The organism is Haloarcula rara, assembly GCF_029338235.1.
GTDB lineage: Archaea > Halobacteriota > Halobacteria > Halobacteriales > Haloarculaceae > Haloarcula > Haloarcula rara.
In genome coordinates this window covers 2,647,008-2,659,711 of record NZ_CP119785.1, presented here as the reverse complement: position 1 = coordinate 2,659,711, position 12,704 = coordinate 2,647,008, and the positions used below count along the sequence as shown (strand labels likewise).

Annotated in this window: 14 protein-coding genes; 5 read left to right on the top strand and 9 right to left on the bottom strand. The window is 66.0% G+C overall.

What is annotated here, in order from left to right; translation table 11 throughout:
• Window positions 1-23 precede the first annotated feature (23 nt).
• Window positions 24-635, bottom strand: coding sequence for a translation initiation factor IF-2 subunit beta (locus P1K32_RS14175; protein ID WP_220587787.1), 612 nt, complete (start codon window positions 633-635; stop codon window positions 24-26).
• 149 nt (window positions 636-784) lie between these two features.
• On the opposite strand from P1K32_RS14175, the gene P1K32_RS14170 reads away from it, so the two are divergent.
• The gene (locus P1K32_RS14170; protein WP_276250354.1) at window positions 785-1,816 is read left to right on the top strand and encodes a hypothetical protein; all 1,032 of its coding nucleotides are present in this window, start codon (window positions 785-787) and stop codon (window positions 1,814-1,816) included.
• A gap of 60 nt (window positions 1,817-1,876) precedes the next feature.
• Here P1K32_RS14170 and P1K32_RS14165 read toward each other — a convergent pair whose 3' ends face one another.
• Together P1K32_RS14165 and P1K32_RS14160 are read right to left on the bottom strand one after the other, a co-directional pair.
• The gene (locus P1K32_RS14165) at window positions 1,877-3,673 is read right to left on the bottom strand and encodes an L-aspartate oxidase (protein ID WP_276250353.1); all 1,797 of its coding nucleotides are present in this window, start codon (window positions 3,671-3,673) and stop codon (window positions 1,877-1,879) included.
• A gap of 88 nt (window positions 3,674-3,761) precedes the next feature.
• Window positions 3,762-4,055, bottom strand: coding sequence for a DUF5658 family protein (locus tag P1K32_RS14160; protein ID WP_276252195.1), 294 nt, complete (start codon window positions 4,053-4,055; stop codon window positions 3,762-3,764).
• Between the two features lie 156 nt (window positions 4,056-4,211).
• Between P1K32_RS14160 and P1K32_RS14155 the strand changes: the two genes are divergently transcribed.
• Window positions 4,212-4,739: a TrmB family transcriptional regulator gene (locus P1K32_RS14155; RefSeq protein ID WP_276250352.1), complete on the top strand. Its 528-nt coding sequence runs from the start codon at window positions 4,212-4,214 to the stop codon at window positions 4,737-4,739.
• A 15-nt stretch (window positions 4,740-4,754) separates the two neighbouring features.
• Here P1K32_RS14155 and P1K32_RS14150 read toward each other — a convergent pair whose 3' ends face one another.
• The 5 genes from P1K32_RS14150 to P1K32_RS14130 form a co-directional block, all read right to left on the bottom strand.
• Window positions 4,755-5,000 (bottom strand): DUF7861 family protein, encoded by a 246-nt coding sequence (locus P1K32_RS14150; RefSeq protein WP_276250351.1) that lies wholly within the window; start codon window positions 4,998-5,000, stop codon window positions 4,755-4,757.
• On the bottom strand, window positions 5,001-5,156 hold the full coding sequence (locus P1K32_RS14145) for a hypothetical protein (protein WP_276250350.1): 156 nt from the start codon (window positions 5,154-5,156) through the stop codon (window positions 5,001-5,003). It lies immediately after the preceding gene.
• Between the two features lie 254 nt (window positions 5,157-5,410).
• On the bottom strand, window positions 5,411-6,250 hold the full coding sequence (locus P1K32_RS14140) for an ion transporter (RefSeq protein WP_276250349.1): 840 nt from the start codon (window positions 6,248-6,250) through the stop codon (window positions 5,411-5,413).
• An 80-nt stretch (window positions 6,251-6,330) separates the two neighbouring features.
• Complete coding sequence (locus tag P1K32_RS17695; RefSeq protein ID WP_349682120.1) at window positions 6,331-6,984, bottom strand: chemotaxis protein CheW; 654 nt, start codon at window positions 6,982-6,984, stop codon at window positions 6,331-6,333.
• Between the two features lie 451 nt (window positions 6,985-7,435).
• A complete protein-coding gene (locus P1K32_RS14130; protein ID WP_276250348.1) occupies window positions 7,436-8,329 on the bottom strand; it encodes a ParA family protein in 894 nt (297 codons plus the stop codon).
• A 172-nt stretch (window positions 8,330-8,501) separates the two neighbouring features.
• Here P1K32_RS14130 and P1K32_RS14125 point away from each other — a divergent pair, with 172 nt between their 5' ends.
• Window positions 8,502-8,999, top strand: a complete 498-nt coding sequence (locus P1K32_RS14125; RefSeq protein WP_276250347.1) for a FlaD/FlaE family flagellar protein — start codon at window positions 8,502-8,504, stop codon at window positions 8,997-8,999.
• An 81-nt stretch (window positions 9,000-9,080) separates the two neighbouring features.
• A complete protein-coding gene (locus tag P1K32_RS14120) occupies window positions 9,081-10,187 on the top strand; it encodes an actin-like salactin (RefSeq protein WP_276250346.1) in 1,107 nt (368 codons plus the stop codon).
• 57 nt (window positions 10,188-10,244) lie between these two features.
• On the opposite strand, the gene P1K32_RS14115 is transcribed toward P1K32_RS14120, so the two are convergent.
• Entirely contained in the window at window positions 10,245-10,424 is a 180-nt protein-coding gene (locus P1K32_RS14115; RefSeq protein WP_276250345.1) for a hypothetical protein, read from the bottom strand.
• Window positions 10,425-10,635: 211 nt separating this feature from the next.
• Here P1K32_RS14115 and P1K32_RS14110 point away from each other — a divergent pair, with 211 nt between their 5' ends.
• Window positions 10,636-12,462 carry a hypothetical protein gene (locus P1K32_RS14110; protein WP_276250344.1) on the top strand — a complete coding sequence of 609 codons (1,827 nt, stop codon included), beginning with the start codon at window positions 10,636-10,638 and terminating at the stop codon, window positions 12,460-12,462.
• Window positions 12,463-12,704 lie beyond the last annotated feature (242 nt).

The window sequence follows — 12,704 nt, the reverse complement described above, 5'->3', positions numbered from 1 at the left end:
CGGCGTAATATCTCTATGGGGCGTTACTGGACGCGACCGAATGCGAGCGTCCCGCTGATGGACTCGATGTAGGCGTTGACGACCTGGCCCTCGCGGGCGCCGGAGACGAAGATGGTATACTTCCCTTTCTCGGCGACACCGTCGCCCTCGCGGCCGGTACCGGTAATCTTGACCTCGTAGGTCTCGCCCTCTTCGAGCGTGGGCGTGTTCTGCTGGGTCGTGTTGCTAGAGCCCTTCGAGACAGGACGGAAGGCACCGCAGGCCTGACAGCGGAGCATGTCCACGCCGTCCTCAGTCTTGAGGACGGTGTCGGGCAGGCCACACTCCGAGCAGGTGACGTACTCGGCGGTGTAGGCGTCGATCGCCGCCTGGAAGTCTGCGATGTCGAACGAGCCGTTGTAGCGGGCCTCGCCGCCGTCGAACTGCCCGTTAGTCCCGAACTCGCGCTGAATGGTGCTGTGGAGGTGCTGGGCGTCCCGAGAGAGGGCGTCGGCGATGGCTTCGAGGTTCGTCAGTCGTGTGAACGCGCCGTCGGTCTGTCCCTCCGGCTCCGGGATGGAGAGGCGCTCACCGGCCTCGCGTGGCTGGTCCGGGAGCACGTCGTATGCTCTGTCGAGTGCGGCTTCGTAGTTCATACCGGAGGGAGGGGGTTCGAGCCTAAAGGCGTTCCGTGATAGCCGCTCGCACCGACAGTCCGTCGCTACCGAGATGCGTTCGTTCGTAAGCCACTGCAACCGAAGCTAAGTTCCCGATAACAAATCAATTCGTCCCAGTTGCGAGCAGTATGTCCAGACACGGGACACGCAGACGGTTCCTGACTGCAGCGGCGGCCGCCCTCGGGGGTCTCGGCCTCGCCACGACCACTGACGCCGACGACCACCGCACGTTCGCCGTCGAGCAGGACGGCGACTGTTACCCGGTGGTTCCGCTCTCGGGTGACGAACCGGTCGAGGCGTTCTACGAGTGGGGACTCGACGAGCGCTCGTACAGCTCCGAGGGGACCCGTGAGTTACAGGAACCGGAGACGAGCCTCCTGTGTCTCTATCGGGGCCCCGATGGCTTGAGTCTCGTCGTCGTCCACGACGCGGCCGACGACGGGACCCCTGGCGGAAAGGTCTCCTTCGAAATCACGGGCATTCCCGGGAAGGCGACCTGGGCGGTCAAGGACGACCTCTACGACGCCGAGACTAACGTCGACACGTGGGAGGTCAACGGGACCGTTCTGGAGGCAAACGAGAGCACGATAACGGACGACTACAACGGGTCCGGCGAGAACGAGAGCGAGACCGAGACGGACCAGAGCGGGATCGAGGATGACGATAGCGAGAGCGAGTCGGAGAAAAACGAGACCGAGGATGAGGGCAACCTGACCGAGACGGACCAGAACGAGACCACAGAGCGCACGCGAACCGACGAGATAGACTGGTGGTGGACCACCGGCCGGACCGACGGTGGGGCGCTGCGCGGGCTCGCGGTCGACGACCTCGAGCTCCGCATCGAGCCCGCGTTCAACGACGAGGCCGAACTGGAGGACACGCCGAACGACGGCGAGATAACGTCGTGGGAGCTGCTCTCCGGCGACCGGGAGGACCCAGACCGGACCGCCCTCGACCTGCGCGAGCCGCTCACACTCCGGACCGGCAGCTGTGACGACGACACGACGGCCGACGACGCCACAGCGGCGAAAGCGACCGACGACTCGACGGAGACAGACGGCGAAACCACCGACACGAGCGAGGATGCGGAGGACAGCGAAGTGGACACTGAAGCCGAGGCGGACAGCGACAAAGAAGCGGACGGCGACGAGCGCGAATAGCGAGCGGGGGAGAGTCGGCTTCCACGGCCCGCCCGACAGCGCTGAAAAGCGGTGGAGCGGTTATTCGAGGTGGTGGTAATCCAGTTCGTAGCCGGTGTCGACGGCGTCCTGAACCTCGGGGCTGGGCTCGGCCACGCCGCGGGTCCGCAGGTCCAGTCCCGTCGGCTCCTCGCTCACGACGATGTTTCGCCGCCAGTCGCCGTCAGTGTCGGGGTAGTCCGTCCGGTAGTGTGCGCCGCGTGACTCGGTCCGTTCGAGTGCGCCCCGGAGCATGGCCTCGGCTATCGGGAGGCTAAAGGAGAGGTCGACGGCGAACTCGAAGTCGCGGCTCGTGCGGTCGCCGTCGATACTGAGGTCGGCCGTCCGCGCCCGGAGGGCGTCGAGTTCGGCCAGCCCCTCCCGCAGCGACGCCTCGTCCCGGAGGATGCCGGCGTGCTCCCAGAGGATGTCCCCCAGGTCAGCGAGCAGCTCGCGGGCCGTCACCTGGCCGTCGCTGTCCGCCAGGTCCGCGAGCGCGTGGAACTCCCGCTGGGCGAGCGCGCGCTGACTGTCAGTGACGGGCGGCGCAGGGTCGTCGACCACCTCGGCGACGTGTTCGCCGACGAGCTTGCCGATAGCGACGGTCTCGGCCAGCGAGTTCCCACCGAGCCGGTTGGCGCCGTGGACCCCCGCGACCGTCTCGCCGACGGCGTAGAGTCCGGGGACGCCGGTTTCGCCCGTCGCGAAGTCGATGTCGACCCCGCCCATCGAGTAGTGGGCCGTCGGCGCGACCTCCATCGGCTCCTCGGTGATATCGACGCCGAGTGACTGGAACCGTTCGTACATCGACGGCAGGCGGTCCGTGATGTACTGGTCGTCTCGGTGGGAGATGTCCAGATAGACGCCGCCGTTGTCGGTGCCCCGACCCTCGCGTATCTCCTGGGCGATGGCCCGGGCGACCACGTCACGGGCGTCCAGTTCCATCTGGTCGGGCGAGTATTTCTCCATGAACCGCTCGCCATCGGCGTTTATCAGCCGGCCGCCCTCGCCCCGAACGGCCTCGGTGACGAGGCGCCCGTCCCACTCCTCGCCGTAGCGGGCGCCGACCATCCCGGTCGGGTGGAACTGGACGAACTCGATGTCCATGAGCCGCGCCCCCGCCCCGAGCGCCAGGGCCGGGCCGTCAGCGTTGTTCTCGTCCTCGCGCGAGGAGTGGCGTTCGTACAGTGCCGAGGACCCCCCGGCCGCAAGCACCACGTGGTCGCTCCGGAAGAGCACGAACTCACCGCTCTCCATGTCGAAGCCCATCGCCCCCGCGACCCGCTCGCCGTCGGTCAGCAGGCGCGTCACCATCACGTTGTCCCGGTAGGGGATGTCCATGTCCCGCGCTTTCGCGACGAGGGTGTCGAGCATCGCCTCGCCGGTCCGGTCACCCACGAAGCAGGTGCGCCGGAACGACTGGGCACCGAAGTAGCGCTGGTTTATCTTTCCGTCCTCGGTCCGGTCGAATGGCATCCCCCAGTCGGCCAGTTCCCGGATGCGGTCGGGCATGTGTTTCGCCGTCAGCTCGACGGCCTCCGGGTCGTTGATGTAGTGGCCCTCGTCGAGGGTGTCGGCCGCGTGGACCGTCCAGTCGTCCTCGGGGTCTAAGCTCCCCAGCGCCGCGTTGATACCGCCGGCCGCCCACGTCGTGTGGGCGTCGCCGTGGTCGCTCTTGCCGATGACCAGCGGTTCGACGCCGGCGTCGGCCAGGGCTATCGCGGCCCGGGCACCTGCCGCGCCCGCGCCCACGACGAGCACCGACACCGACACCGTCTCGTGGTCGATGAAGTCGTCGCTATCAGCCACTGTTTCGGCCGTCTGCAGGCGGTCTCGCATGAACATACATAGGGGCTGTACACTGATAAGCCTCGCGCGCGCGTGTGATTGAGATTATTTATTCGTGGTAGACCCGGCTGTCACAGCGTCACCAGAACAGTAACAGCGCGTTCGAGACGACGACAGCACTGGTCACAGTTGCGAAAAGCGCCAGGAAGACGGCGGCGTTTCGGTCGTCGAGCAGCGCCCAGCCGGCGACCAGCCACGCCATCGCCGCGAACTTCACGAGCCACAGTCCGGCGAGGCCGAACTCGGCGAGCATAGCCGCCATGACGACGTTGCCCTCGCGTAGCCCCGCCGACAGCCCGACCATCGTCAGGAGGATGTCGGCCACGGTAGTCGCGAGGATGAGCGCCCAGAGGGCGGCGTGGCCCCGGGTCATGCGCCGCTCCCGGCGCAGCGTCAACAGCGCGTCGTCGCTCTCGGCGGTGGAGACGACCGGCACTGCCCGAAAGCAAGGTCCCGAGGCATTTGAGCGCTCGGGTGCAAGCGCCGACAGTATCCACACACATATCAGCGCGCTCGCGTTACCAATGGTATGGTCCAGATCGACCTGACCACGAGTCAGGAGCAGACCCTGACTGCCCTGGTCAACCAGCACCGCCCGGGGGAGGGGCCAGTCAAGGCACAGGTCGTCGCCGACGAAGTCGACCGCAGCCTCGGTACCATCCAGAACCAGATGCAGCGGCTCGCCCAGCTCGGCGTCGTCGAGGGCGTCTCCGGGCCGGCCGGCGGCTACGAACCGACCGAGCTGGCCTTCGAGGCGCTGGGGCGGGAGCCACTGGACGAGACAGCGGCCGTCACCGTCGCCCACGACTACGAGCGCCTTGACGTGACAGTCGACCGGCTCACGTTCAAGAGCGTCCACCACCCCGAGAGCTGTCGCGCCGAGTTGCACCTCCAGCAGTCGGTCGCCGACTTCAGCGTCGGGCAGGCCGTCGCCGCGGGACCGCTGCCCCTCTCGGGGCTGGTCGTCGCGGGAACCATCGAGGCCATCGACGACACGTCGAACACGCTGATTCTGGACGTCGCGAAGCTGGAAGCGCCGGTCGAGGAACCGGAGTAACCGCTCGCGGGTCGTCTACCCGCCGCGTTTCCGGTACCAGACCCGCTCGCCGACCGGTGAGTCGCCCTTCTCGATATCGAGTCTCGAGAGGAACAGGTCCCGGATAGCGAAGGTTACCACCAGCTCGACCGTCTCGCCGTCGGCCGCCGCGACCTCGACCACGCAGTGGCCGTCGCGTTCACCGACGGACTCGACTCGTCCGACCGACCAGCGGTCGACGTGGTGGGTCGGCTCCCTCGCGTGGATGCGGTCGTGGGCCACTTACCGGCCCCACTCGTAGAACCACCAGACGCTGCCCAGCAGGAGCAGGCCAGCACCGAGGGCGGAGGTCGCTGGTTCGGGGAACACGAACAGGACGAAGCCGACGAGCATCATCGTCACCGGCTCGACCTCGTCGAGGTAGTCGCTGAGTGCCATACAGGACTCTCGTCCGGCGAGATAAAAAAGCCGTACGACACTCAGGGGGCGGGCGATTCGGCGTCGTCTCGGGGTCGTCGAGAATTCGGTCGACCTCCTCGTACCGGAACACGTCCCAGCACTGTCGGTTTTCGTCGTACCGGACCGGCGAATCGGTACGCATCTCGGCGTACCAGTCGAACGGGTCCAGCCACGCCTCGCGCGTCGACAGCGCTCGCGGGAGGGCAAAGCGTTCGTACCTGGGTTCGAGGTCATTACTCCCGTGAGTCGTACTCCTGATAGATGAGGTGGCCACAGGCCTTGCAGTGGGAGGCGTCGGCATCGTGGCTGGAGAGCCCACAGTCAGGGCAGGTGACCTCGACCTTGTCCCTCGTTTGCCACTCCCGGACAATCTTCCCGGCCTGCCACGGGATGACGATGATGCCCACGATTATCGCCCCGACCGTCACCCACCGGCCCGCCTGCGTGACCGGAATGATGTCGCCGAAGCCCACGGTCGTGATGGCCACGACGACGTAGTAGAACGCGTCGCCGAAGGTGGTCACGTCGGGATTGGTCCCGACTTCGGCGCTGTAGAACAGGCCGGCGGAGACGAAAAACAGCACCAGCACCGTCAGCAGGAGCCTCACCGATCGGAGCGTGTTGTCGTCTATCGTCCCGAAGAAAAACTCCGCGTCGTCGGTAAAGCGGTAGAACCGCATGACTCGAATCACGCGGAGGACCCGCAGGAATCCGACGTTGAACGGGACCGCCGAGACCGGGAGCGCGACCAAGACGAACGTCGGGAGGATAGCGAGGAGGTCGACCATCGTGTAGCCGTTGAAGAACTCGGCCCAGCGGTCGGCGGCGCCGTAGAGCCGAAGCGCGTACTCCAGGGCGAAGACGACGCCGATAGCCACTTCGAGACGCCACAGTAACGTCCTGGTCTCCGACGCCAGCGGGTACGTCTGGGCGACGTACACCGCGACGAAGAGGAGGTTGAGCACGAGCAGCGAGATGTCGATAGCCTTCCCGAGATAGCTCTCGTGGTCCAGGAGGTAGAAACGGACCTGCTGTCGGAAGCCGTCGTCGGCCGACGGCGAATCAGCCAGCATACACGTTTGAGAGAGTGGCAGCTACGTAGGCCCTCGGGTTCGGAGCGATATCGTAGAACGAGACCGGACGGCGAGGTGGCCTAGTCGTCTTCAGTCGCGGTCGCCTGTGCCAGCGCGTCCTCGGGTTCGACCCAGATGACGAACTGGTCGTACTCCTCGCGGTCGACGACGCCGTTGATATACTCAGCGTCGACCGGCGGATGGTTTATGTCCGATTCGGGGACCGGGACGACCTGGCGGACCTCGTCGACGACCCAGCCGATGGCGCCCTGGTCCTCGAACTGCTCGGGGTCGAAGACGATGATGAGGTTCTGCTCGCCCTCGCCCTCGATGTCCATCATCTCCTTCGGTTCGAGGATGGTGGTTATCTGGCCGCGCAGGTCGACGACGCCGTCGACGAAATCGGGCGTGTTGGGCACCCGCGTGACCGCGTCCCGCTTGACGATCTCCTCGACGTACTCGATGTCGAGACAGTAGTACTCCTCGCCCAGCGAGAACTCCAGGACACGGACCACCTCTTCGGACTGGGTGGTGTTCCCCTCCATCGCCGCGCGGGCGCCGCCTTCGGTGGTCTCGACCGACGAGGTGGCCATCGCCTCCTCCAGCAGTTGCTGGTCGGGGAGTTCGACGCCGCTGATGTCGCCGGGGACCGTGCTGGCGCCCGTGGCACCCGCCGAGACTGCCGGACCGTCACTCTCAGCCTCGGCGTCTGGAGCCGGTTCGGTGTTCGCCACGCCGTCTGTCTCCGCCCCGGCGTCTGTGCCACCCTGGGGGCTGTCTCGCCGCCCATGACCTGGGCGGCGGATTCGGCCGCTCGCTGGGCGGCTGCCTGCGCGTCGCTGGCGTCGACCCCGTCGTCAGAATCGGTCTCAGTCTCGACCGCCTCGGCGGCCTTCGAGGCCGTGCCTGCCGTCTCTGTCGCCGACGACTCCTCGCCGCTCTCGCTCGTCAGCGACGAGAAGCCGGTGTCGTCGGTCCCGCCGGTCGAGGGCTCGTCGGCGCTCGTGTCACGGTCCTCGGTCCCGCCGGTCGTCGACGCTTCGGCAGCCGAGCCGTCGTCGTCGGTCGACGCAGACTGGGCGTCCTCGGCATTGTCAGCCGTATCGTCGTCTGTCTGGTCGTCGGTACCTCGGTTGCCTTCGCGCATATTACGGATGCGCTCTGCTCTGTCCATGCGGTCGTCGCTCATGCTGTCACCTTGTTGTAGCCGAACTTCTCGTCGAACCGCGCCGCGATGTCGCTGAAGACATCGGCCATGTCACACTGTTCCTCGGTCCCGAAAATCGAGTTCCCCTCGGTGTAGGCCCGCTGGAGAGCCACACGTTTGCGGACCTGCCACACCGGGCTGTCGGGGAACGCGGCCTTGAACCACTTCAGCATCGTCTCGGCCTCGGAGGTCGTCTCGATGCGGTTGGCGACGACGCCCAGCATCTCTACCTGGATGTCGGCCTGCTGTTCCAGGGCGACCATCTGGTCCATCAACAGTTCGATGGCCCGCTCGGAGGTGGCCTCCGCCAGCGCCGGCACGAGGACGTGCTGGGCCGCGAAGACACCGGTGTCGGTCAGGTTGCCGTAGAACGGCGGCGAGTCGATGATGATGTAGTCGTAACCCGACACCGTATCGAGCGCCCGGTCCAGCGTATCGAGCGCGTGGCTCCCACTGACCATCTCCGGGGAGACGTTTATCGCGAACTGTGAGAGGACCGCCGGGTCGACGTCGATTCCGCGGCCGTCGATGCGGGCGATGAGATCGGCGATGGTCAGCTCGTGTTCCGCCTGCAACATATCGATGTTGGACGGAACCACGTCCATCTCCTCGTGGTCGGTGATTATCTCGGAGAGTACCTTGGGGTCGCCCGTCAGCGCGTCGAACAGCGACGGGGGCTGGGCGTCGTAGGCGTCGACGAGTCCCAGTCCCTCGGTCGCGTTCCCCTGCGGGTCCAGGTCCACGAAGAGGACGTCCCGGCCCCGGTCGCTCAACGCCCCGGCTACGTTGATAGCTACAGTCGTCTTGCCGGTCCCGCCCTTCGCGTTTGTCACGCAGATCCGGGCAGGGCCAGCCGTTGAACCCCGGTTCATCGTCGAACTGTCCGAATGTCGGAGGTCGGCCGGTATAAAAATACGCCCCCGATTATCAAACGCGTAACTCACCGTTTGCATACGGTTCGCCATCGAGCGGCCGTCTGGCGGCGTCTGACGGCCGTCAGACCGACTGCAAGATTTAACTTCACGGAGTTGAAATAGGGATAGCATGACTATCAACCCGCGCGACTACGACCTGGACGAGCTGCGGAAGATGGCTCGCCAGCGCGGCGAGCGCAACGGCGGGCTGTCCGAGGACGAGGACGTTCCGGACCCGGCCAATCTGGAGATGGGGCTGGAAGATGCCGACGAGGAGATGCTGGCAGGCAGTTCCTTCCGGTCGGGCCTGTATCGGGAGTTGCTCCCCTTCCTCTCGGGCGAGAGCCAGGAGAAACCGTATCTCGCCGCGTTGCCCGAGACCTACGCCGCCGAGTTCGTCGTCTTCGAGTGGCTGGAGTTCCTGCTGATGCACTCGGGATACCAGGGCGCCGACGAGGCGCTTGCGTACTACGAGTCCATCGACTGGATCACCGAGGGGGTCCGGTCGGACCTGTCGGATTACCTGCTGGGTATCGACGAGACGGCGACGAACGACGGCAACGACCTCAGTGTCGACGATCATATGCTGAGCCTGGTCTACGTCGCGAAACTCACCGCCATGACATAACAGGCCTTCGCGCGGGTCATTATCGGCGCTGATTCTTGACGTGAGGTTATATACCGGGGCAGCGACAACTGGCGACCGTATATGAGTGACGACGACGCGGCGGAGGCCGCCAAAGAGGAGTCGACGGCGGACGACTCCTCGGATGACACCAGTACGAGCGGGGGGACGGTTCCGGTCGGTGTGAAGCTCGGCAGCACCCGGACTGTCATCGCCCTGCCCGACAACCACGGCACCGAGAACCGCATCATCCGGACGCTGACCTGTATGGCGACTTACGAGGACGCCCTGACCGGCGAGGAGAAGGTACTGTACGGCGAAGAGGCCGCCCGCGAGTACCCCGACCGCGTCGAGTACATGCTCCGTTCGGGCCTGCCCGAAGACAAGGACCGCGCCGAGATGACCAAGACGTTCTTCGAGGCGCTCATCGAGGCGAACGACATCCCCGCAAACAGCGGCGTCGTCTACGCGATTCCGACTATCGACAACCCCGCTGGACTGGAGAACCTGAAATCGGTCATCGAGGACTCCGGTATCGGTCTCAAACTCATGGAGAGCTACCCGGAGTCCCTGTGTGGCTCCATCCCCGCCTTCGGCGACGACCTCGAGGCCATCGACGAGATTTTCATCTCGGTGAACATGGGGTCGACGAACCTCGAAGCCTCGGCGTACCGCCGGGGCGAACAGCTCGCGCCCTTCACCACGGGTGCGGTAACCGGCAACGAGGTCGACCGGATGATAGCCAACTACGTCGAGGAGGAGACCCAGGGCCGCGTCAACATCGACACACAAACCGCCCGCGAGTACAAGGAAGAACACGCCGACTTCCTCGATTTCGAACCCTTTACCGACATCATCCAGCAGCCCGGCGGCGGCACCCACGAGTTCACCATCGAGCGGTCGGTGATGGACGCCGTCGACGAGTATCTCGACGACGCCGTCGACGAACTCGCCAACACCTTCCTCCCGGAACTGGCCAACGACTACATGAAGGTGTACCAGCTGGCCCTGGACCGGCCAATCGTCATCACCGGGGGGATGGCCTGTATCCCTGGTATCGTCGAGGAGTTCGAAGAGCGACTCAGCGAGGAGCTGAACCGCGACATCGAGGCGACGGCGGCCGAAAAGCCCGACGAGGCGCCCACTGTCGGCGCCCAGCGCATCGCTGCCAGACTCGTCGAGAACAGCTAATCTATCACAACGCAACCGAGACCCGACCGCGTTCGTGCGGGCGGTATGTGAATCGTTTCAGCTGGTATCGTTCGAACGCCAGCAGTCGAACCAGCCGACGATGAGTGGTTCGCCGCTGTCCCCGGCCGTCGCTGTCAGCGCTGTGAAGACGTCCGTGTCGATACGGAGGGCCGACGGCGCCTCGCCGTCCCCAGCCTGGTTGTGCTCTCCCGTGACTCCCTGTCTGACACCGGCCATGAGTCACCGTTTGGGGCCCTGATACCTAAAGCCAAGTCAGACGCGCGTCAGTCGGCCAGCCGGCCAGTGTGATACACACGTGGGAAAAAAGCTGACAGCGGTCGGATCTGGCTCCAGTTGGCAATATTTAGCACAGAAATGGATACATTAATATCGGAATATCAGAATAGATAAGTGAGTATCTTAGTATCTGGTGGTGTAACCGCTACTAATGGGTCGGATTATCAATCTAAATAGCTGGGAGGACGACGAGCTGCCGGGCGTGCTCAGCCGGACCGGAGGGGGTGGGTTCCTCTCTACGGGCTATCTCGCGGACGAACCAGCGGTCGCGCTCGTCAAGGACGACGAGACGATGCAGTACGTGCTCACGAACCGGAAACGCGGGGTCACGGTCGAATCGGCCACGGAGACGGCCCAGGTCAAACCGGACAGCAGCCATCGGACCGTCGTGGTCGTCACCGACCGCCGGCTACTCGTGCTCGTGGGGCGTGGCGAGGGGGACGAGCAGACCAGTATCGCCCTGTCGACTGTCACCGACGTGGCGGCGACTAGCGGCCGGCGGAACGGCGAGCTCACCGTCGAGCGTGACGACGACACGACGTGGCATATTCCGACCGGGACCGACGGACTGGACGCGCTCGCGGCCTATCTAGAAGAGACGGCCGCCGCCTGGCGAGCGGTCGAGGCGTCGCTTTCCGTGGTCGAAGACGGGCTCTCGGCGGCGGCCCGGTTCCAGCGGGACGGTGAGTACGACCGGGCGCTCTCGGCGGCCCGCGAGACCCGAGACGCCGTCGAGAGCGCCCGGTCGAGAGCTGTGGGGTTCAGCAAGGACCATCCCGGGAACGCGTTGCACGACCGGACCCAGACTGTGGTCGCACAGCGGGTCGCGACGCTCGGAGCCATCCACGTCGCGCGAGCCAGAGACGCGGCGGCCAGGGGCGACCGCCTGTTCCGAGCCGGCAACTACGACGGCGCACGCGAAGCGTTCGAGCGGGCCCGCGAGGAGTACGATTCGGCGCTGACCGAGGGGGAGCGTCGGCTCGAGGACCCTCACGCGATACGCGTCGAGCGCAACCGCGTCGACCGACTGGTCGTGGATATCGACGACTCACCGCTGCCGTCGGCTATCACGGCCGACAGAGCGGCCGTGGCGGCGGACGACCCGGCTGAGGCCGCCGCCCACTGGGAGACGGCGCTGTCGGGCTATCGACTGGCACTCACCGCGGCCGAGGGCGACGGCGACAGCCTCTATCGGGGCGACCCCGACCGGCTCCGGGAGCGTATCACCACCGTCGCCGAGAGCCTCGCGGCGGCCCAGCGGACCGTCGGCGAGGAGGCCAGACGGGCGGGAGACTGGTACGCCGACGCCGAGCAGTACGAGGCCGCACTGGAGGAGTTCGCGACGGCGGCCGAGGCTTTCGACGGAGCGCTCGAAACGGCGGCCGAGAGCTACCGAGACGCGGTCCCACACCTGAAAGCAGACGTCGAGGCGCTCCAGCGACGCATCGACCGGGCCCGGGCCGCACGTGACGGTGAGGACCCCGGGGCGGACCGCATCGAGTCCGACGACGAACCGGCCTACGAGGTCTCGGCGACGCTGGGCGACGTCGAGGGGCCGACGGAGATTGCCGACGCGATCAAACCACCGACGGCCGACAGCGGTCCGGGACAGACCGTCGAGCGGCTGGTGCGACTCGACGGGCCGGCGGTGACGGGCCTCGTCGCCGAGGCGTTGACCGCGACCGGGTGGGAGACACAGGCCGCCAGTCCGCGGACGCCGTTCGACCTCCTGGCCACGCGCGGGGCCGACCGGATGGGCGTGGTCGTCAGCGACGGGGGCGACAGGGCGGCTGTCACCGAGTGCGCACAGGTGACGGGCGCCGCCGGGACCGACGCCGTCATGCTCGCGACCACGACGCCGGTCCCAGACGACGTCGAACAGACGGCCACGGAGCGCGACGTCCGCCTGCTCGACCGGGAGTCACTGGCCGCTATCGTGGACTCGCAGGGGTTGACCCTCCCAGCACCAGCCCAGTGAGCCGTGTGTACCATGGTCGGCGAAGCTTTATTCTCATGCAAGGAGTATAATCATCTATAATGGACTGTTCCGCCTGTGGTACACGAATGACGTACAACGACGAGACAACCAAGCTCACGGAGTTCGTCTGCCCGCGCTGTCACGAGACGGTCATCGACTGGAAGTCCGAGGCCCGCGCCGTCCGACTGGCCTGACGACGGTCGGACAATTCCGGACACGACGGTCAGTGAGTCAATCAGAAC